This window comes from Bradyrhizobium valentinum (genome assembly GCF_001440405.1).
GTDB classification, from domain to species: Bacteria; Pseudomonadota; Alphaproteobacteria; order Rhizobiales; family Xanthobacteraceae; genus Bradyrhizobium; species Bradyrhizobium valentinum.
This window is the reverse complement of sequence record NZ_LLXX01000163.1, coordinates 3,916-21,131: the sequence shown is the minus strand read 5'-3', so window position 1 is coordinate 21,131 and position 17,216 is coordinate 3,916. Positions and strand designations below refer to the sequence as shown.

At 62.7% G+C, this 17,216-nt stretch carries 22 protein-coding genes and 1 pseudogene; 10 read left to right on the top strand and 13 right to left on the bottom strand.

Features of this window, described 5'->3' with window-relative positions; genetic code table 11:
* From CP49_RS48000 to CP49_RS29320, 4 genes and pseudogenes are all read right to left on the bottom strand, one after another.
* Positions 1 to 177: pseudogene (locus CP49_RS48000) on the bottom strand (ribonuclease HII); the annotation flags it as partial.
* Between the two features lie 58 nt (positions 178 to 235).
* Positions 236 to 811, bottom strand: a complete 576-nt coding sequence (locus CP49_RS29330) for a GNAT family N-acetyltransferase (protein WP_057853621.1) — start codon at positions 809 to 811, stop codon at positions 236 to 238.
* Between the two features lie 61 nt (positions 812 to 872).
* A complete protein-coding gene (locus CP49_RS29325; protein WP_057853624.1) occupies positions 873 to 1,328 on the bottom strand; it encodes a VOC family protein in 456 nt (151 codons plus the stop codon).
* Between the two features lie 130 nt (positions 1,329 to 1,458).
* Positions 1,459 to 2,619 (bottom strand): PA0069 family radical SAM protein, encoded by a 1,161-nt coding sequence (locus tag CP49_RS29320; RefSeq protein WP_057853623.1) that lies wholly within the window; start codon positions 2,617 to 2,619, stop codon positions 1,459 to 1,461.
* Between the two features lie 190 nt (positions 2,620 to 2,809).
* On the opposite strand from CP49_RS29320, the gene CP49_RS29315 reads away from it, so the two are divergent.
* From CP49_RS29315 to CP49_RS49455, 3 genes are all read left to right on the top strand, one after another.
* Positions 2,810 to 3,382: a glycosyltransferase family protein gene (locus CP49_RS29315; protein ID WP_057853620.1), complete on the top strand. Its 573-nt coding sequence runs from the start codon at positions 2,810 to 2,812 to the stop codon at positions 3,380 to 3,382.
* A gap of 183 nt (positions 3,383 to 3,565) precedes the next feature.
* The gene (locus CP49_RS29310; protein WP_057853619.1) at positions 3,566 to 4,495 is read left to right on the top strand and encodes a bifunctional helix-turn-helix transcriptional regulator/GNAT family N-acetyltransferase; all 930 of its coding nucleotides are present in this window, start codon (positions 3,566 to 3,568) and stop codon (positions 4,493 to 4,495) included.
* Positions 4,492 to 4,647: an RSP_7527 family protein gene (locus CP49_RS49455; protein WP_275187945.1), complete on the top strand. Its 156-nt coding sequence runs from the start codon at positions 4,492 to 4,494 to the stop codon at positions 4,645 to 4,647. Before CP49_RS29310 ends, CP49_RS49455 begins: the two co-directional genes overlap by 4 nt.
* Here CP49_RS49455 and moaB read toward each other — a convergent pair.
* Positions 4,622 to 5,185 carry a molybdenum cofactor biosynthesis protein B gene (gene moaB / locus CP49_RS29305; RefSeq protein ID WP_057853618.1) on the bottom strand — a complete coding sequence of 188 codons (564 nt, stop codon included), beginning with the start codon at positions 5,183 to 5,185 and terminating at the stop codon, positions 4,622 to 4,624. The genes CP49_RS49455 and moaB overlap by 26 nt on opposite strands.
* Positions 5,186 to 5,348: 163 nt before the next feature.
* Positions 5,349 to 6,287 (bottom strand): KPN_02809 family neutral zinc metallopeptidase, encoded by a 939-nt coding sequence (gene ypfJ, locus CP49_RS29300; protein ID WP_057853617.1) that lies wholly within the window; start codon positions 6,285 to 6,287, stop codon positions 5,349 to 5,351.
* A 277-nt stretch (positions 6,288 to 6,564) separates the two neighbouring features.
* On the opposite strand from ypfJ, the gene CP49_RS29295 reads away from it, so the two are divergent.
* From CP49_RS29295 to CP49_RS29285, 3 genes are all read left to right on the top strand, one after another.
* A complete protein-coding gene (locus tag CP49_RS29295; RefSeq protein ID WP_057853616.1) occupies positions 6,565 to 7,698 on the top strand; it encodes a site-specific DNA-methyltransferase in 1,134 nt (377 codons plus the stop codon).
* Between the two features lie 419 nt (positions 7,699 to 8,117).
* Complete coding sequence (locus CP49_RS29290) at positions 8,118 to 8,414, top strand: hypothetical protein (RefSeq protein WP_245310926.1); 297 nt, start codon at positions 8,118 to 8,120, stop codon at positions 8,412 to 8,414.
* 152 nt (positions 8,415 to 8,566) lie between these two features.
* A complete protein-coding gene (locus tag CP49_RS29285) occupies positions 8,567 to 9,253 on the top strand; it encodes a glutathione S-transferase family protein (RefSeq protein WP_057853614.1) in 687 nt (228 codons plus the stop codon).
* Between the two features lie 54 nt (positions 9,254 to 9,307).
* On the opposite strand, the gene CP49_RS29280 is transcribed toward CP49_RS29285, so the two are convergent.
* Positions 9,308 to 9,439, bottom strand: a complete 132-nt coding sequence (locus CP49_RS29280) for a DUF1127 domain-containing protein (protein WP_245310925.1) — start codon at positions 9,437 to 9,439, stop codon at positions 9,308 to 9,310.
* A gap of 97 nt (positions 9,440 to 9,536) precedes the next feature.
* Positions 9,537 to 9,968: a nuclear transport factor 2 family protein gene (locus CP49_RS29275; protein WP_057853612.1), complete on the bottom strand. Its 432-nt coding sequence runs from the start codon at positions 9,966 to 9,968 to the stop codon at positions 9,537 to 9,539.
* A gap of 90 nt (positions 9,969 to 10,058) precedes the next feature.
* On the opposite strand from CP49_RS29275, the gene CP49_RS29270 reads away from it, so the two are divergent.
* Positions 10,059 to 10,979, top strand: a complete 921-nt coding sequence (locus CP49_RS29270) for a LysR family transcriptional regulator (protein ID WP_057853622.1) — start codon at positions 10,059 to 10,061, stop codon at positions 10,977 to 10,979.
* 123 nt (positions 10,980 to 11,102) lie between these two features.
* On the opposite strand, the gene CP49_RS29265 is transcribed toward CP49_RS29270, so the two are convergent.
* From CP49_RS29265 to CP49_RS29255, 3 genes are all read right to left on the bottom strand, one after another.
* Positions 11,103 to 11,720: a glutathione S-transferase family protein gene (locus tag CP49_RS29265; RefSeq protein ID WP_057853611.1), complete on the bottom strand. Its 618-nt coding sequence runs from the start codon at positions 11,718 to 11,720 to the stop codon at positions 11,103 to 11,105.
* A 129-nt stretch (positions 11,721 to 11,849) separates the two neighbouring features.
* Entirely contained in the window at positions 11,850 to 12,326 is a 477-nt protein-coding gene (locus tag CP49_RS29260) for a nuclear transport factor 2 family protein (protein WP_057853610.1), read from the bottom strand.
* 20 nt (positions 12,327 to 12,346) lie between these two features.
* A complete protein-coding gene (locus tag CP49_RS29255) occupies positions 12,347 to 13,156 on the bottom strand; it encodes a helix-turn-helix domain-containing protein (protein ID WP_063791797.1) in 810 nt (269 codons plus the stop codon).
* 129 nt (positions 13,157 to 13,285) lie between these two features.
* On the opposite strand from CP49_RS29255, the gene CP49_RS29250 reads away from it, so the two are divergent.
* Together CP49_RS29250 and CP49_RS29245 are read left to right on the top strand one after the other, a co-directional pair.
* The gene (locus CP49_RS29250; protein ID WP_057853608.1) at positions 13,286 to 13,660 is read left to right on the top strand and encodes a nuclear transport factor 2 family protein; all 375 of its coding nucleotides are present in this window, start codon (positions 13,286 to 13,288) and stop codon (positions 13,658 to 13,660) included.
* 96 nt (positions 13,661 to 13,756) lie between these two features.
* Positions 13,757 to 15,043 carry a flavin-dependent oxidoreductase gene (locus CP49_RS29245; RefSeq protein WP_057853607.1) on the top strand — a complete coding sequence of 429 codons (1,287 nt, stop codon included), beginning with the start codon at positions 13,757 to 13,759 and terminating at the stop codon, positions 15,041 to 15,043.
* Here the strand turns inward: CP49_RS29245 and CP49_RS29240 are convergent.
* The gene (locus CP49_RS29240; protein ID WP_057853606.1) at positions 15,012 to 15,464 is read right to left on the bottom strand and encodes a PaaI family thioesterase; all 453 of its coding nucleotides are present in this window, start codon (positions 15,462 to 15,464) and stop codon (positions 15,012 to 15,014) included. The genes CP49_RS29245 and CP49_RS29240 overlap by 32 nt on opposite strands.
* Before the next feature lie 270 nt (positions 15,465 to 15,734).
* Here CP49_RS29240 and CP49_RS29235 point away from each other — a divergent pair, with 270 nt between their 5' ends.
* Positions 15,735 to 16,004, top strand: a complete 270-nt coding sequence (locus CP49_RS29235) for a DUF2798 domain-containing protein (RefSeq protein WP_057853605.1) — start codon at positions 15,735 to 15,737, stop codon at positions 16,002 to 16,004.
* A 40-nt stretch (positions 16,005 to 16,044) separates the two neighbouring features.
* Here the strand turns inward: CP49_RS29235 and CP49_RS29230 are convergent, their stop codons facing one another.
* Positions 16,045 to 17,163, bottom strand: a complete 1,119-nt coding sequence (locus CP49_RS29230; RefSeq protein WP_057853604.1) for an A/G-specific adenine glycosylase — start codon at positions 17,161 to 17,163, stop codon at positions 16,045 to 16,047.
* Positions 17,164 to 17,216: the final 53 nt, after the last annotated feature.

The window sequence follows — 17,216 nt, the reverse complement described above, 5'->3', positions numbered from 1 at the left end:
CGCCAGCGGACCGCGCCCGGCCTCGTCGCAGCCGGCCACCGGCCAGACGCCACGCTTGATCAGCGCCCGCTCACGGCGGAAGCTCGGCGGCGCGACCGCGATGACGCCCTTGGGCGGCTCGGCCTGTTCCTTGCCGGCCTTCTTGTCGGTTTTTTTGGCGGACCTGTCCCGAATCATGCGGGGATCCTGCGAAAGCGCGCGCCCGGGCGCAACCGGGAACCTAGCACAATTCCCGTTATTCAGCGTGGCGCTGTCGCCACTCCCCGGCCTCGATCACATAAATGCTTCGGTTTCCGCGCTTAGGCTCCGCAATCGTCTCCAGATAACGCATTCCGAGTTTCTCGAGCGCATGAATGGACAGTGCATTTCGCGGATCGACCAGCCCCAGCAATCTGCTGCATTTGAGTTGCTCGAATCCAAAAGCGAGCTGCGCCTCGCCGATTTCGGTTGCAATCCCCTTGCCCCATGCCCGGCGCGCAAGAACAAACCCGATCTCAAAATCGTCGGCTTTCAGCGCCTGGCATGGAGACAAGCCGGCAAAGCCGATCACTTCGCCCGCGGGCTTTTCGGACAGAACCGCCATCCCCGTGAGGCTTTCGCCGAAAGTGAACGATCTCCGGATGAAATCCTCGGCGGCGTCCCTAGCCATCGGTGCTCCGGCAAATGCAAACCGCATCACCTCGCTGTCGCCGAAAATCAAACTCTGCAGAATCGATATGTCCTGTTCGAGCGTCGTGCGCAGAATCAGGCGCGCCGTCGTCAGAATAACGAGCGGCTGTTTTCTCGATGCTGGCGCGGGCTTCTGGTTCATCAAACCGCAATACGGCAATTCACCAACACAGAGAAGTGGCGCGGCCACGACATCGCGGGTTCTAATCCGGCAGGTGAATCCGCCGGTCGTCGCCGACCTCGATGCCGGGCGCGACCACGACTTCCCAGGGGTGGTTGTCGGGATCGCCGAAATAGCCGGAGTAGCCGCCGTAGTCGGTCCTGTGCGCGGGCTTCAATGGCGACGCGCCGCAGGAGATTGCGAAATCCAGCACCGTATCGACCTCCTCTACGGAACTGCAATTCCAGGCGAGCGTCGATCCGCGAAAGGTTTTCGGCCGCGGCTGATCCGGCAGCGTGGCGTCGCCGGCGAGTTGGTCCCACGGGAACAGCGCGATCACTGTGCCGCCGGTGTCGAAGAAGGCGACGGCCTCGCCGGTTGCGCGCATTTTCCGTGCAAAACCGAGCGCTTCATAAAACGCGATACTGGCGTGCATGTCGCTGACGCCTAGCGTGATGACCGTGAACCGCGGGGTTGGTTTCGAGGATTTTTCGCTCATCTTGCTCTCCACGTCATTGCCGGCGACAAACGCGAAGCGTTTGCGCAAGGGAGCCTAAGCGACGAAGCAATCCACACTTCTTGCTCGGATAAATGGATTGCGTCGCTTCGCTCGCAATGACGACAACGACCTAGAACAAACTCAGTTGCTGTCCGCTTCGCTTCGGCTTGACGAAATGATCGGTTGTCAGTTTCGAGCGGCGCTTATTGAGGCCGAGCTTTTCGCAGGCGATCTCGAAACGCCTTCCGATCATCCAGGCCATCGGACCGGTACCCTTCATCCGCGTTCCCCATTGCGAGTCGTAATCGCGCCCGCCGCGCATGTCGCGGATCAGGGTGAAGACGTGGCGGTAGCGGTCGGGATAGTTCGCCATCAGCCATTCGCGAAACAGGTCGCGCACTTCCAGCGGCAGCCGCAACAGCACATAGCTTGCTTCCTTGACGCCGGCATGGGCTGCGGCATCGAGAATGCGTTCGATCTCGGAATCGTTCAGCGCGGGGATGACGGGTGCGACCATCACGGTCGCGGGAATGCCGGCCGCCGACAATTGCCGCAGCGCCTCCAGCCGCTTCGGCGGCGTCGAGGCGCGCGGCTCCATGGTGCGCGCAAGCTTGGCATCCAGCGTGGTCACCGATATCGCGACCTTGGCCAAATTGCGCTTCGCCATGCGCTGGAGAATATCGATGTCGCGCGTCACCAGCGCCGACTTGGTAACGATGCCGACGGGATGGCCGGCTCTATCCAGCACTTCGAGAATGCCACGCATGATTTTGTATTCGCGCTCGATCGGCTGATAGGGATCGGTGTTGGTGCCGATCGCGATCATGCGCGGCTCGTAACCGGGCGCCGCCAATTCCTTCTCGAGCAGTTCGGGCGCGTCCGGCTTGGCCAGCAGCCTGGATTCGAAATCGAGCCCGGGCGACAGGCCGAGAAAAGCATGCGTCGGCCGCGCGAAGCAGTAGACGCAGCCGTGCTCACAGCCGCGATAGGGATTGATCGAACGGTCGAACCCGATGTCGGGCGAGTCGTTGCGGGTGATGACCTTGCGCGAGGTATCCAGCGATACCGTCGTCTTGAACGGCGGCAGGTCGTCCAGGCTTTGCCAGCCATCGTCGAAGGCGACCCGCGCCTCGGCCTCGAACCGGCCGCTGTCATTGGACTGCGCGCCACGGCCGCGCCGTCGCTGCCGTTCGATCGCGACCTCAAGCTCAGGAAAAGGTGTCGCACCCGCCGGCTCGGAGGGCGCCGTGACCGGCGGGTGCTTGAGGGCATGAGAGGATGCTCGGCTCATGAAGCGAACATAGCACGTCAAAAGAACAAATCAAGAACATCATCGACAGCAATTCACAACGAGGCACACACGTCGGAAAACGAGCCGGCGCGGCGTGCCGAAAAAAGCTGCACGCACACGGCTGCTTTGATTGTGACAAGGTGATAACAGTGCGGCGTTTTTCACCGTCTGAGCCACCGAAGCCTCATTCATGCTGAGCGTAATCGTCCCGACCGAAGGAAAAGAACAGCCCGCCGTCGCAACATTGGCGGCGCTGGTGCCGGGAGCCGCCGCCGGCGTCATCCGCGAAGTCCTGCTGGTCGACAGGGCCGGCAACGGCGTGATCGAACGGGTGGCCGATGTGGCCGGCTGCCGCTTTCTCAGGTTTGAAGGAACACGTGCTGCGGCGCTGGCTGCCGGCGCGCGGGCGGCGCGCTCGCCATGGCTAATGTTCCTGCACGCCGGCGCGGTGCTCGACAGCGGGTGGATCGAAGAGACCACGCAGTTCATTCAGAATGTATCGAGCAGCGGCCGGCCGCGCGCCGGGGTCTTTCGCTATGCCCGCTCGCCCTATGCCGACACGCGGCTGCGCGACGGCTTCAAATTCGTGGCACGCATGATTATCGGGCCGTCGGCGGAACAGGGCCTCCTGATCGCGCGCGATCATTACGAACGGCTTGGCGGCTACCGGCCGGATTCCCGCCGCTCCGAGACGCGGCTGTTGCGCCAGCTCGGCCGCTCGTCGCGCACCCAGTTGCGCAGCCGGATCATGGTTGTCGCCTAGGCAGTACGGCGGTACATCGCAGCGCCCACACCCAAAATCGCGAAAACAACCCCATGCAAAGTAGAATCGCGCGCGGCTTGCGTCAGGGGCACCCCTCACCCCGCTCGCAAACGCTTTCGCAGCACAAATATACTTGCCATAGTCAAATAATTATTTGACAATAGCAAGTATCGAGGTGCTGCCATGTCCCAGTTGGATTCCGAACAAGAAGTCGCAGCGGTTCGCGCCTTCAACCGCTTCTACACCCGCAAGCTCGGCGTGCTGGACCAGCATCTACTGAAGAGCCCCTTCTCGCTGAGCGAGGCGCGGGTGCTGTACGAACTCGCCCACCGTGAAAATCTCTCGGCGAAGGAGATCGGAGCCGAACTGGGTCTCGATGCCGGCTATCTCAGCCGGATCGTGCAGAATTTCGATGAAGCCGGATTGATCACCCGCGAACCGCTGCCGTCCGACCGCCGGCAATACCGGCTCGCACTGACGGCCAAGGGTCGTCAGACATTCGCAAAACTCGAGCGCAGCACGCAGGACGAAGTTGCAGCGATGCTGGCGAAATTGCCGCAAGACGGCAGAGCGCGCTTGATCGGGGCGATGGCCGAGATCGAACGGCTGCTCGGTGAATCCGGCGGCCTGCCTTCGCCCGCGGTGCTGCGCGAACCGCGTCCCGGAGACATGGGATGGGTGGTGCAGAGCCACGGCGCGTTCTACGCCCGCGAATACGGATTCGATTCCTCGTTCGAGGGGCTCGTCGCCGAGATCGCGGCAAAGTTTCTCGCCTCATTCGATGCGTCGCGCGAGCGTTGCTGGATCGCCGAGATCGATGGCGCGCAGGTCGGCTCGATATTTCTGGTGCGCTATACCGACGATGTCGCCAAGCTGCGACTGCTGCTGGTCGAACCGGCCGGACGCGGACAGGGTCTGGGTCATCGGCTGGTCGCCGAATGCATCGCGTTCGCGAAGGCCTGCGGTTATCGCAAGATCACGCTGTGGACCCAGAGTATCCTCGTCGCGGCGCGCAATATCTACCAGGAAGCCGGGTTCAAGCTGGTCGCCACCGGGCCGCACCGCAGCTTTGGCCGAGACCTGGTCGGCGAAACCTGGGAACTGGAACTGTGAAGCCCGCGCGTCGCGATAGTCCGCGGCGCGTCACGCCAGAACTCATCGACTTCCATATCGAGCGCGCGCGTCTGTTGCGCGCCGAAGCCTATCGTAACATGTGGCGCGCGTTATGGGCGTTGCTGGTCAGGCTGAAGCGCCTTGTGCTTTAGGCCGCCGCAGGTGCTCGTCCAGCCGCGGCATGATCTCCACGAAATTGCAGGGGCGCGTACGGTAATCGAGCTGGGCGGCGAGGATGCCGTCCCACGCATCGCGGCAGGCGCCCGGCGATCCCGGCAGGCAGAAAATGAAGGTCGCGCCTGCCACGCCGGCGGTGGCGCGGCTCTGCACCGTCGAGGCGCCGATCTTGGCGTGGCTCAGCATGTGGAAGGCGATGGAAAAGCCGTCCATCCGCTTTTCGAACAACGGCTCGACCGCCTCCGGCGTTACGTCGCGGCCGGTGAAGCCGGTACCGCCCGTGGTGATGATCGCATCGATGCCCGGATCGGCGATCCACCGCTTGACGACGACGCGGATCGCATCGACGTCGTCGACGATGATGTCGCGCGCAGCGAGATGATGGCCCGCCGCGATCAGCCGATCTGCCAGCGCTGCACCCGATTTGTCGTCAGCCAGCGAGCGCGTATCCGAGATCGTCAGCACCGCGATGTTGAGCGGCACGAATTGTTTTGATTCATCTATGGAGGACATTCACCACCCCTCTTTGCCTCACAACAAGACGTCATCCTGAGGAGCCGCGCTCTTGCGCGGCGTCTCGAAGGATGGGCCACGGGCTGTCATCCTTCGAGGCTCGCCAAAGGGGCTCGCACCTCCCGAGTGAACGCAAGCGCGTTCATCCGGGGATGACGCTAACTCACAACGCTCCCGCGGCAAACGTGTTGCAGGCCTGCACCGTGCCCTGCTTGTAGCCGGTCATGAACCATTGCCTGCGCTGTGCCGCGGAGCCGTGGGTGAAACTATCGGGCACCACCCTGCCCGTCGCCTTTCGCTGCAACGTATCGTCGCCGATCGCGCTTGCCGTGGTCAGCGCCGCTTCGATATCGCCGGCCTCGAGGAAACCCGGACGTTTCTTTTCCTCGCGGTTGACCCAGACGCCGGCAAGACAATCCGCCTGCAGCTCGACCTTGACCTGCAGCGCATTGGCTTCCGCCTTGCTGCCGGCCTGCTGCTGCAGCCGCGTCACGCGCGGCAGGATGCCGAGCAGGTTCTGGATGTGATGTCCCGCTTCATGCGCGATGATATAGGCTGTCGTGAATTTGCAGGCATTGCCCGAGCAGCCGCGAAAGCGCGTTTCGACTTCGCGGAAGAAACTGGTGTCGAGGAAGATCTGTTTGTCAGGCGGGCAGTAGAACGGCCCCATCGCCGACTGCGCCATGCCGCAGCGCCCGCCATTGGTGGCGTTGCGAAACAGCACGATGCGCGGCCCGGTGTAATTTTGTCCGCTGGACTGGAAGATCTCGCTCCAGCGGTCGTCGATCTCGCCGAGGATACCAGCGATCATGCTGCCGACTTCGTCCTTCGGCGCGCCGGTCTTGGCCGGTCCCGACCTGCGATCGGTCTGGTAGGTCGGCGCCTGGCCGCCGCCGCTCAGGATTTCGGCGCCGCCGATCAAAATGCGCGGGTCGATGCCGAAGGCGTAGCCGACAAGGCCGAGCACGATGATGGTGCCGATGCCGAGCCCGCCGCCGCCCATCGGAAGCCCGAAACCACCGCCGCCGCCACCCATTCCGCCGCCGCTATCGTCGCGACGGTCCTCGATGTCGTCGCTGCGACGGAAATCATCGTAACGCATGGCAGTGTTTCCTCATCCCGGCTGTTGGCCCGAATACCCAACTCGGCACAGACGTAAAATTTCCATTCCATTAATCAATAACCCGCCCGGCAAATATTGCCTAGTGCACCAGCCGCGGCAATCTCCGCTGGTGTTTCTTTCGGCCATCTCTCTTCGCAATCTCTGCCCGCAGTATCCCGGGTTAAGTCGATTTTTACTTTGCGCGGTCAATGTAGCGCCAGTCGGTTGTTTAGTCCCGCGTCGCCGACAGCGTCGCCTGAGTCAGAGTAATTGAGTCATGGTTGTGTCGCGTCGCGGGGCGTCTGCAAGGGCGCCCCGCACCAAATTCGAGTCTGATTCCAGCGTGCGTATCGTCGTCGGCGATTGCGTCGCCGAGATGTCGAAGCTCCCGGCCGGTTCGGTCGATCTGGTGTTCGCAGACCCCCCGTATAATCTGCAGCTCAAGGGCGACCTCAAGCGCCCCGACGAATCCCATGTCGATGCCGTCAACGACGACTGGGACAAGTTTTCGTCGTTCGCCGCGTATGACGATTTCACCCGCGCCTGGCTGCTCGCCTGCCGCCGCGTCATGAAACCGTCGGCGACGTTGTGGGTGATCGGTTCCTATCACAATATCTTCCGCGTCGGCGCGATCATGCAGGACCTCGGCTTCTGGGTTCTCAACGACATCGTCTGGCGCAAGACCAATCCGATGCCGAATTTCCGCGGCCGCCGTTTCACCAATGCCCATGAGACCATGATCTGGGCGGCGCGCGACGAGAAGGCCAAGGGCTATACCTTCAATTATGAAGCCCTGAAGGCCGCCAACGAGGACGTGCAGGCGCGTTCCGACTGGCTGATCCCGCTCTGCACCGGCGAAGAGCGCCTCAAGGGCGCCGACGGCAAGAAAGTGCACCCGACCCAGAAGCCCGAGGGCCTCTTGGCGCGCGTGCTGCTGTCGTCATCAAAGCCCGGCGATCTCGTGATCGATCCGTTCAACGGCACCGGCACGACCGGCGCCGTGGCAAAACGCCTCGGCCGCCGTTACATCGGCTTCGAGCGCGACAAGACCTATGCGGAGGCGGCCGAGGCGCGCATCGCGGCGGTCGAACCGCTGCCGGAGGCGACGCTGGCGCCCTTCATGACCGCGCGCGACGCGCCCCGCGTGGCGTTCTCCGAACTGATCGAACGCGGCATGATTCCGCCCGGCACCAAGCTGGTCGACTCCAAGAAGCGCCACGGCGCCCTGGTTCGCGCCGACGGCGCCATCATGCTCGGCGACAAGGTCGGCTCGATCCATCGCATGGGCGCGGTTGCCCAAGGCTCCGGCGCCTGCAACGGCTGGACCTTCTGGCATGTCGAGACCAAGAACGGCCTCAAGCTGATCGACGAACTGCGCGCCGAAATCCGCTCGGGAATGGCGGCAGGATAATCTTACTGCGTCACCAGTTCCTCATGGTGAGGAGCGCGAAGCGCGTCTCGAACCATGAGGCCCGACTGTGGCCTACATCCTTCGAGACGCCCGCTGCGCGGGCTCCTCAGGATGAGGTTTGACGGTTATGACGCAGTAAGAATAAGCCTCGCTTCACATCGTCGCGATACGACGCGGGCAGGTCTTTGCCTGGCCGCGCCAATGCACCGCAGCGTGCGTATGGCCTGCGGGAGATGGGCGTGCCGCGAAATGCGGCCTGCCCATAGCCTTCGCAGCCGGCGTGATAGGCCGGCATGGCAGCCGTGCCGTGGGTGCAGGTGGCGATGCGCCTTTTCGCCCCTATTTGAAGGCATACAGACTACGTTCATTTCTGATAAGTGATTATTCCCATGCGCACCCGAGGCTCCGAGTCGCTCATCGTGTTGCCGCTGCTGCCGGTCTTCCTGATCGGCGTGTTTCCGATGCTGCTGTTGAGTTTGCTGGGCCCTGCCGGATTGGTCATCCTCGGCATCCTGATTGCCAGCGCGGGCTTGACCGACATTCTGGACGCCAACGGCACCTTCACCGAGCAGATCATCGTCCACGGTTATGCGCGAGGATCGGAACGCACGGGGCAACGCACCGCTTTGCGTTCGGAAATCCGCTTTGCGTCGGTGATGATTGCTGCCGGCGTCGCCCTTGCGGTTACCGGTATAGGCGGCCTGCTCATATCGTAGGGCCTCGCTTTCTCGTAAGGCCCTGCATTTCACGAATTCGTCGCTTGCGCGGCCCGCAAAAATTTGAGCATGGACGTGCCCTCCGGCGGCATTCCCGCCATGTCCGGAGTCCGCAATAAGCTTCCTGCAAGAAGCAATGGGGAAATTCCAAAATGCTCAAATTCTACTTCAACGGATCGCCCAACCCGACCAAGGTCGCCCTCTTCCTCGAGGAAGCCGGCATCGCCTATCAGCCGGTTGCCGTCGACACCCGCAAGGGCGACCAGTTCAAGCCGGAATACCTCGCCATCAATCCGAACGCCAAGGTGCCCGCCATCGACGATGACGGCGTCAAGGTGTTCGACAGCAACGCCATCTTGCTCTTCCTCGCCGAAAAGACCGGCAAGTTTCTCCCCGTGAACACACCGGCCAATCGGGGCGAATTGCTGTCATGGTTGATGTTCGTCGCCACCGGCGTCGGGCCTTTCTCCGGCCAGGCCGTCCACTTCAAGCATTTCGCACCGGAAAAGATCGACTACGCCCATAACCGCTACCAGTTCGAGGCGCAGCGGCACTTCGGCATTCTCAACGACCACCTTGCCAACCGCCGCTATATGGTCGGCGACACCTACACCATCGTCGACATGGACGTGTGGGGCTGGGCCCGCATGCTTCCCTTTGTTCTTGGCGAGGACGCGGTCGCGAAATACCCCAACGTCAAGCGGCTGGTCGACGAGATCTCGGCACGGCCCGCGGCTGCAAAGGCGATCGCGCTGAAGGATAACTTTAAGTTCAAGGCCGAGATGGACGACGAAGCCCGCAGCAACATGTTCAAGCACATGTCGGTGAAGGCGGCCTGAGCGGGCGCATTCAGCAAAACGGCGCCCGCGAGGGCGCCGTTTTTCATTTCAGCTTCACTCTTGCCAGAACGGTTTGATCACCTCATTGGCAACTTGCGACCAGCAGGTGCCGATATCCTGCAACTCGCGCCCACTCATCGCGGCCAGGTGACGCCGGGCTCGGCTGCGTTCCCGCCAGGTGCGCACAAGCTCGAGCGCGCTTGCCGCAACTGCGAAAGGTCCGGACTTTTGCAAGCCCGGTCGTCGATGGCGCCTGCCCTTCGCGCAAACGCTGCCCAATGACCTAAACCGCGGCGGCGAGCTTTCGCTCTGCCGGAAACGGCCCGAGTACCCGCTCGACCAGCGCGGAGTCGCAGTATTCCTTGATCTCCTTGATCTTGCCGTTCTCGATGCGCCAGACCATGCAATATTGATTGTCGTAGCGAAGGCCTGCCTTGGTCACGTTGTCACCGCGGGCTTCGACCACGACATAATCACCCTCCGCGATGAAGTTGAACGCCACCGTGCGCGGCCGCACGGCAAAGAACGAGCGGAAATGGCCCATCAGGCCGTTATTGATCGCATCGCGGCCCTTGAATTCGTGCGACCAAGAATATTGGCCGGTGACGATCCAAGTCGCGTCCTCGGCGAGGTTATCGAGAAATGTGGTCCCGCTGCGGTTGGCGGAATCCGTGTAAACCTGCTGCACTAGTTTCTTGTTCGCTGCTGCGATCATGGCGGCTACTCCTTTTGGTCTGTGCTGCAGATCATCACGCGCGGCACGCCATTCTTCCAATCAATAATGAATATGATATATATTCATCTCATGAATTTGAATTCGCTTGACCTCAATCTATTGGTCGCGCTCGACGCGCTGCTCAGGGAAGCCAATGTCAGCCGCGCCGCGATGCGGATCGGGCTGTCGCAACCGGCCGCCAGCCACGCGCTGCAGCGGCTGCGCGACCTGATCGGCGACCCGCTGCTGGTTCGTAACGGCGCGCGCATGGAGCTGACGCCGCGGGCCCAGGCGTTGCGCGCTCCCCTGGCGCAGGCGCTCGACCAGGTGCGCGCGCTGTTCATTCCCGACGATTTCGACGCCGCAAGAAGCGAGCGGCAGTTTCGCTTGATGATGCCAGACCTGGCGGTCGAACTCCTGATGCCGCCGCTGATGGAGAAGATCACCAGGGCCGCGCCAAACGTCCGGATCGACGTGGTGCCGTGGCGGGGTCCTGCGATTTTCACGCCGGAATTCGCCCGCACCATCGACCTGGTGATCTCGATCGGCAACGCCTTCACCGGATTTCACCGGCAACGGCTTTACACCGACAGCGATGCGGTGCGGCGTGGTCACCCTATCGGCGCGCGGCTGAAGCGGATCGAAACCTTTCTCGATGCGCGCCACGTTGCGGTCGTGATCCGCGGCCAAAGCGATGACCTGATCGACATCTGGTTGCGACCCAAAGGCGTCGAGCGGCGGATCGCGCTGGTCGTGCCGGGCTATATCGAGGCGCTGCACGTTGCCGCGCGCACCGATCTCGTCGCCTTCGTGCCGCGCCGCCTGATTGCCGCGCTGTCGAAGCAATTGTCGCTGACAACGATTGCGCCGCCGCTCGATCCCGGGATCGACGAGCAGTTCATGTTCTACCCAACCCGCGCCCAGATGGACCCCGGCTCGATCTGGCTGCGCAACATCATGCTCGGCATCGGCCGCGAAATGGAGCGGGACCGGAGGAAAGCCACATCGTAAATATCAGACCCTCATGGTGAGGAGGCGCATTAGCGCCGTCTCGAACCACGAGGCCCCGCTGGTGCCATTCATCCTTCGAGACGCCGCTGCGCGGCTCCTCAGGATGAGGTCTAAGACACGATTTCAGGCTTTCTCTTCCGCCAGCACCTTCTGCACCGCCGGCCGCTCCGACATCCGCTCGCGGTGGGCCGTCACCTTCGGCAACGTCGCAAGATCGACGCCATCGGCTTCGAGCCAAAGCCCGATCGTAAACAGATAGGGGTCGCACACCGTGTACTGCTCGCCCATCACCCACGGCCCCTTCAGCATGTCCCGCTCGATCAGCGCGAAACCGGCAGCCATGGTTTCCGGCACCTTGCGCTTCATGTCGGCGAATGAGGACTCCTCGGCCGCCCAGCGATAGCCGCGCATCTTGTGGGCGTGGGAAACATGCACGGTCGAGCAGAGATAGCTGTTGAAGGCCTGCGCCTGGGCGAACGCGAAGGCATCATCGGGCACCAGCCTGGCCTGCGGAAAGCTCTGCGCAATGTAAGCGAGGATCGCCGGTGTTTCGGTCAAGGTGCCGCGGTCCGTCACCAGCGCCGGCACCCGCCCCTTCGGATTGATCGCAAGATATTGCGGGGAGGTCTGCTGGCTGTTCTTGAAGTCGAGCCGCTCCGCCGCATAGGGGGCTCCGGCCTCTTCCAAAGCGATATGCGAAGCCAGCGCGCAGGTGCCGGGGGCATAATAGAGCTTGAACATGGTGATCCTCCCGCGGGAAACGCGAAGTTAGCCGCGCGTTGGCCCGCCGTCCATCCCCGGCGCGTTGAAGCGCCCCTGCGCTGCACGCAAGCCAAGGCGAGCCGGCCGGCTTGCCCGCAGCCAACGCGTTCACGCCGCGCGCCGCTGAAGCTTTCCCTCGATATAGACGCTGACGATCGTGTCATCGGGAGGATAATGCTCGGGATCAACCGCCGTGATCTGGGCCTGAATGCATTTCCACGCACCATTCTCGAACAGGTAAGTATCGGTATAGGTGGTCATGCCGGTTACTTCGTTTCCATCGCGGCGGCGCGTGTATTTGTTGGTGGAACGCACCAGCGCAACGTCACCGATGACGGTAATGAGTTCATCACGGACGTCCCAGTACACGATGACCTCGGGGTCGAAGGCCGTTGCCCAATATTTCAGATATGTCGCACGATCCCACCGCTGGCCAGTGGGCAAGATGGTGATGAAGGCTGGATGAAGTATCGCGTCGTGCGAAGCCACGTCGTTGGTCACGAAATTGTGGATGAAGCGGGCGTTCAGCGCACGCAGCTCGTTCATCGTCTCGGTCGATTGATGGTCGCTCGGAGCAGATTGCATTTCTATCTCCTTAGGTTTCTTCAGAGTGCGAGTTGTCGCGCCTTCTCGGCGGTCGCGTCGTCGGCCGGAAAAAAACATTCGATCTTTATCTGTTGCAGGGCTGCGTCCATCGGCATCGCAAGCGTCGTAAAGGTGGAAAAGAAGGCGAGACGAAAGTCACCCTTGGCAAGGTGCATCGTCATGACCGGAGCGGACGCCGACGCTTGTCGCGGCAGCCGCCATTCGGCCGACAACCCGGGATAGGCCATGATTTCGTCGAGAAGCTGCGCCGCAGCCCGGCTGCCTTGCGCGACATCGCGGTGCAGGATCTGGATCAAATGCCGCGCGAACTCGTCCCAGTTCAGCATGAACTGGCGCAGGCCCTTTGGGTGAAAAACGACGTGCATGGCATTGTCGGCAAGGTGGTTTTCCATCTCGTATGAATCGCGAAACGGCTTGAGCAGGCGTGCCGACGCCTGATTGCGGATGCGAACATCCCAGTGCCCGTCGATCACGATTCCCGGATATGGCTCCTGCTGCCTTAAGATGAAATCCAGTGCCTGCCGGACCGGCTGCAGATTTTCGGCGGCCAGCCCCTTGTCGCCATAGGGCGGCACGAAGCCCGCCGCGACGTGCAGGGCATTTCGCTCCTCGAGCGGCAGGTCGAGCGCGCTGCCGAGCAACTGCACCATCTCGCGGCTCGGCTGCGAGCGGCCGGTCTCCAGGAAGCACAGATGCCGGGCCGACACGTTTGCGTCCGCCGCCAGTTCGATCTGGGTCAGCCGACGAACGCTGCGCCAATGCTTCAGCAGGCGGCTGAAATGTCCAGCCGGGATTTCGTGCGAGTTCATGTCTGAAGCATCCATGCCAACAATCTAGAGCACCGCATCAGGACGGCAATTACCTCTGATGTAAGTGACGAACTCCGTAATTCCTTGCAGAGTGAACCCTGTAGAGACCGAAGTTCAAGGACAGCGCGGATGGACAAGAGCGCAATCGCGAAAACCGTAACGCAGTACATGGCGGCATGGAACGAGCCTGACGATACGGCTAGACGCTATTTGCTCAAGCAATGCTGGAGCGACAGCGGCGTCTATCTCGATCCGAACGTCTCGCTGGCCGGGCGTGACGCGCTGGCGACGAAGATCGGCGAGGTGCTGGCCAGCCGGCCCGGCGCGCGGCTTGAGTTCATGAGCAGCATCGACGTGCATCACCATGTGGTCCGCTTCCTCTGGCGCCTAGTGCGTGCGGATGGAACCTGCGGCGACACGTCGATCGATTTTGGTGAGGTCGGCCCCGACGGCCGGCTGGTCAAGATCGTCGGCTTCTTCGGTGCTCCACCACCGCTCGGCTGAATCGTCTGACGCCATGAGCCTATCCGCCGGCAACCTTCGCAGTTGCCCACTGCCGCCCCTCATGCCATGACGCCCAGGGAGTAACAGGGGCGTAACATGACCGTACTTATCGCGGGCGGCGGCATCGGCGGGCTGACGCTGGCGCTCAGCCTGCACCAGATCGGCGTTCCCGCTAGGGTCTTTGAGAGCGTGTCCGAGCTGCGGCCGCTCGGCGTCGGCATCAACGTTCTGCCGCATGCGGTGCGCGAATTGATCGAGCTCGGCCTGTACGACCAGCTCGACGCAGCCGCCGTGCGCACCAAGGAACTCGCGTATTTTTCCAAGCACGGCAAGCCGATCTGGAGCGAGCCGCGCGGCATCGAAGCCGGTTACAAATGGCCGCAATTCTCGATCCATCGCGGCACGCTGCAGCAGATCCTGCTCGACGCCGCGGTCGAACGGCTGGGAAAAGAGAACATCCTGACCAGCCATCATCTCGTGGGCTGGCGAGAGACCGACAGCGGCGTCCGCGCCGAATTCATCGACAAGGCGACCGGCAAATCAAAAGGCCATCACGACGGCGCGCTGCTGATTGCCGCCGACGGCATCCATTCGGCAGTTCGCGAAAAACTCTATCCCGACGAAGGCCCGCCGATCTGGAACGGCCGCATCCTGTGGCGCGGCATCACCGACAGCGACGCCTTCCTGTCCGGCCGCACCATGATCATGGCAGGCCACGAAATCCTGAAATTCGTCTGCTATCCGATTTCGAGGCAGGCAGACAGCACCGGCAAATACAGGATCAATTGGGTGGCCGAGCGGCATATGCCGCCGACCTATCAGTGGCGGCGCGAGGACTATAACCGCACTGCAAAACTCGAAGAGTTTCTGCCCTGGTTCAAGGACTGGAAATTCGACTGGCTCGACGTGCCCGGCCTGATCGAAAATTGCCCGCACGCTTACGAATATCCGCTGGTCGATCGCGATCCGATTGCGCAATGGACGTTCGGCCGGGTCACGCTGATGGGCGATGCGGCGCATCCGATGTACCCGATCGGCTCCAACGGCGCATCGCAGGCGATTTTGGACGCCCGCGTCATCACCCGCGAAATCCTGGCGCATGGCGCGACCAACGCCGCACTTGTGGCTTATGAAGCCGAGCGCCGGCCGGCCACCACCGACCTCGTGATGCTCAACCGCCGCAACGGTCCCGAGCAGGTGATGCAGATGGTCGAAGAGCGCGCGCCTGATGGCTACAACGTCGTGACCGACGTGTTGTCGCTGCAAGAACTGGAAAACATTGCCGCCAACTACAAGCGCGTCGCCGGCTTCCAGGTCGAGGGGCTCAACGCCAAACCGCCGATCGTCCAGATCACGCGGGAAGCACCGCAGGTCGCGAGCTAGCAGGAGCAATGGCCTTCGCCGTCTCGACCAGGCGGGCGCTGGTCGTGGCGGTCGCCAGCAGCGTGCCATCTTCGGCCATCAGCCGCCCCTCCACGAAAGCAACCGTCTTGCCGAGTTGGGTGACATTGGCCTCGGCGGTGATCGGCCCCGGCTTGGCGGGGCTGAGAAAATTCACGGTCATCGTGATGGTGGCCGTGTAGAGCCTGCCCTCGGTCATGGTGAACACCGCCGGCCCCATAGTGTCGTCGAGCATGGCCGAGAGAATGCCGCCCTGCACGAAGCCGGCCGGGTTGCAAAAATCCCGCTTGCCGTCGAAGCCGATGCGGATCCAGCCATCCTTCGGCCGCGCGTCAAGCAGGCGCCAGCCGAGCAGTTTTGAAGACGGCGGTGCGGGAATATTATCGAGAGCGGTTGCGATCATGGAGACCTCCGGGAGCCTTCCATCTACCGCAGGCCTGCTGCCAGCGTGATGTCAGCAGGCTCCACTCGCGGGCGGCCGGTTTCGATTTTGATAACTTCCAGATTTCAGGGCTGGTGCGGGCCTTTCGCCTCCGTTAGGAAGCGCCTGCTGCGCCATGCGCACCGTAAGCGTCTCACGTCAGGCAACGCATTCAACCGGTTGGTTCGACCTCCGGAGGAATGCTTTATGCGCCGTTCGTGATCGACCGACCGAAATCCAAAGAGTGATATAATGACTACGTTTCATGCTCCGCGCCCGCGCGGAAAACTGCCTGCGCGCTATGCGGCGATCGTCATGCCGCTGGTGCTGTCGGTGCTGATGACTTTCGTCGTGTCCGGGATTTCGACGCTGAAGAGCCTCGGACCGACGCCCGCTTTCGTCACGACCTGGCCCGCCGCATGGGCGATTTCGTGGCTGGTGGCGTTTCCGACCCTGCTCGCGGTGCTGCCGCTGGTGCGAAAGATCGTGGCGTTCACCGTCGAGGCAACGCCGTCTAACTAACGCAAGGCAAGCGGGCGCTGCCGGAGCGGTGGCGCCCGCTTCATTCCCCCAATCCGTGCGCGATCGCCTTGCGCATCACATTGGGAAGCGCCTCCTCGGCGAGCGTTGCGATCGGCACCCAGCGCATGTCCTGCGGCGCACGCGTGCGCGCGGCCACCTTTGCGGTATAGACCACCAGCTCCAGCGGAAAATGGGTGAAGACGTGGGTCACGACGCCGGCCTTGCGGTGCCAGCGCACCACGCCCGTGAGCGCAGGCGCCTGCTTCAGCGCTGCCTTGTCGTCCTGTCCGGCGAGCCAATCCGAGCCTGGTACTTCGGTCATGCCGCCGAGCAGGCCTTTGTCCGCCCGGGTGCGAACGAGGAGTTCATCGCCGCGCGTGACGACGAAGGCGGCCCCGCGGCGCAGCGTCCCCGCCTTCTTCGGCGCCTTGCGCGGAAAGGTCTCCTGATCGCCGCGCAAGCGGGCGGCGCAATCGTCATTCAGCGGACACAGCGCGCAGGCCGGCTTTTTCGGCGTGCAGATCGAGGAGCCGAGGTCCATCAAGGCTTGGGCGCTGTCGCCGGCGCGAGACTTCTCGTCGCCAGCGCGTGACGGGCCGAGCAGCGTCGATGCCAATTCCTGTATGAGCGGCTTGGCCTGCGGCAGCGGTTCTTCCACCGCGCAAAGCCGCGACACCACGCGCTCGATATTGCCGTCGACCGGCATGGTTCTGATGTCGAAGGCGATCGCGCCGATCGCCGCCGCCGTGTAAGGGCCGATCCCCGGCAATTTGCGGAGGCCTTCCTCGGTCTCGGGAAACACGCCGCCATGGTCGCGCAGCACCGCGACCGCACAGGCATGGAGATTGCGCGCGCGCGAATAATAGCCGAGCCCGGCCCACATCCGCAGTACATCGTCGAGCGAAGCGCGGCCGAGCGCGGCGACATCGGGCCAGCGCGCCAGAAACTTCTCGAAATACGGCCCGACCGTTTTGACGCCGGTCTGCTGCAGCATGATTTCAGACAGCCAGACCCGGTATGGATCGGCCCGCTCACCCGCCGGCGGCCGCCACGGCAACCGGCGGCGATGGCGGTCGTACCAGTCGAGCAACAGCGCGGGGCGCGCATCGTCCGCGCCGGGTTCTACTCGTCGTTTGATTTTGGTAGCCACGCGACCCATGAAAACACTGTAATGTAGGGAAACAAATCTCTCCACGTCATGCCCGCGCTTGT

Excerpts from the sequence above, each read along its gene's own strand:
- CP49_RS29295 (WP_057853616.1), top strand. The coding sequence starts at position 6,565 with ATGGTTGTGTCGCGTCGCGGGGCGTCTGCAAGGGCGCCCCGCACCAAA.
- CP49_RS29330 (WP_057853621.1), bottom strand. The coding sequence starts at position 811 with ATGAACCAGAAGCCCGCGCCAGCATCGAGAAAACAGCCGCTCGTTATT.
- CP49_RS29260 (WP_057853610.1), bottom strand. The coding sequence starts at position 12,326 with ATGCAATCTGCTCCGAGCGACCATCAATCGACCGAGACGATGAACGAG.
- CP49_RS29250 (WP_057853608.1), top strand. The coding sequence starts at position 13,286 with ATGGACAAGAGCGCAATCGCGAAAACCGTAACGCAGTACATGGCGGCA.
- CP49_RS29240 (WP_057853606.1), bottom strand. The coding sequence starts at position 15,464 with ATGATCGCAACCGCTCTCGATAATATTCCCGCACCGCCGTCTTCAAAA.
- CP49_RS29325 (WP_057853624.1), bottom strand. The coding sequence starts at position 1,328 with ATGAGCGAAAAATCCTCGAAACCAACCCCGCGGTTCACGGTCATCACG.
- CP49_RS29320 (WP_057853623.1), bottom strand. The coding sequence starts at position 2,619 with ATGAGCCGAGCATCCTCTCATGCCCTCAAGCACCCGCCGGTCACGGCG.
- ypfJ (WP_057853617.1), bottom strand. The coding sequence starts at position 6,287 with ATGCGTTACGATGATTTCCGTCGCAGCGACGACATCGAGGACCGTCGC.
- CP49_RS29265 (WP_057853611.1), bottom strand. The coding sequence starts at position 11,720 with ATGTTCAAGCTCTATTATGCCCCCGGCACCTGCGCGCTGGCTTCGCAT.
- CP49_RS29310 (WP_057853619.1), top strand. The coding sequence starts at position 3,566 with ATGTCCCAGTTGGATTCCGAACAAGAAGTCGCAGCGGTTCGCGCCTTC.
- CP49_RS29270 (WP_057853622.1), top strand. The coding sequence starts at position 10,059 with ATGAATTTGAATTCGCTTGACCTCAATCTATTGGTCGCGCTCGACGCG.
- CP49_RS29245 (WP_057853607.1), top strand. The coding sequence starts at position 13,757 with ATGACCGTACTTATCGCGGGCGGCGGCATCGGCGGGCTGACGCTGGCG.
- CP49_RS29315 (WP_057853620.1), top strand. The coding sequence starts at position 2,810 with ATGCTGAGCGTAATCGTCCCGACCGAAGGAAAAGAACAGCCCGCCGTC.
- CP49_RS29230 (WP_057853604.1), bottom strand. The coding sequence starts at position 17,163 with ATGGGTCGCGTGGCTACCAAAATCAAACGACGAGTAGAACCCGGCGCG.
- CP49_RS29255 (WP_063791797.1), bottom strand. The coding sequence starts at position 13,156 with ATGAACTCGCACGAAATCCCGGCTGGACATTTCAGCCGCCTGCTGAAG.
- CP49_RS29285 (WP_057853614.1), top strand. The coding sequence starts at position 8,567 with ATGCTCAAATTCTACTTCAACGGATCGCCCAACCCGACCAAGGTCGCC.
- CP49_RS29235 (WP_057853605.1), top strand. The coding sequence starts at position 15,735 with ATGACTACGTTTCATGCTCCGCGCCCGCGCGGAAAACTGCCTGCGCGC.
- CP49_RS29275 (WP_057853612.1), bottom strand. The coding sequence starts at position 9,968 with ATGATCGCAGCAGCGAACAAGAAACTAGTGCAGCAGGTTTACACGGAT.
- moaB (WP_057853618.1), bottom strand. The coding sequence starts at position 5,185 with ATGTCCTCCATAGATGAATCAAAACAATTCGTGCCGCTCAACATCGCG.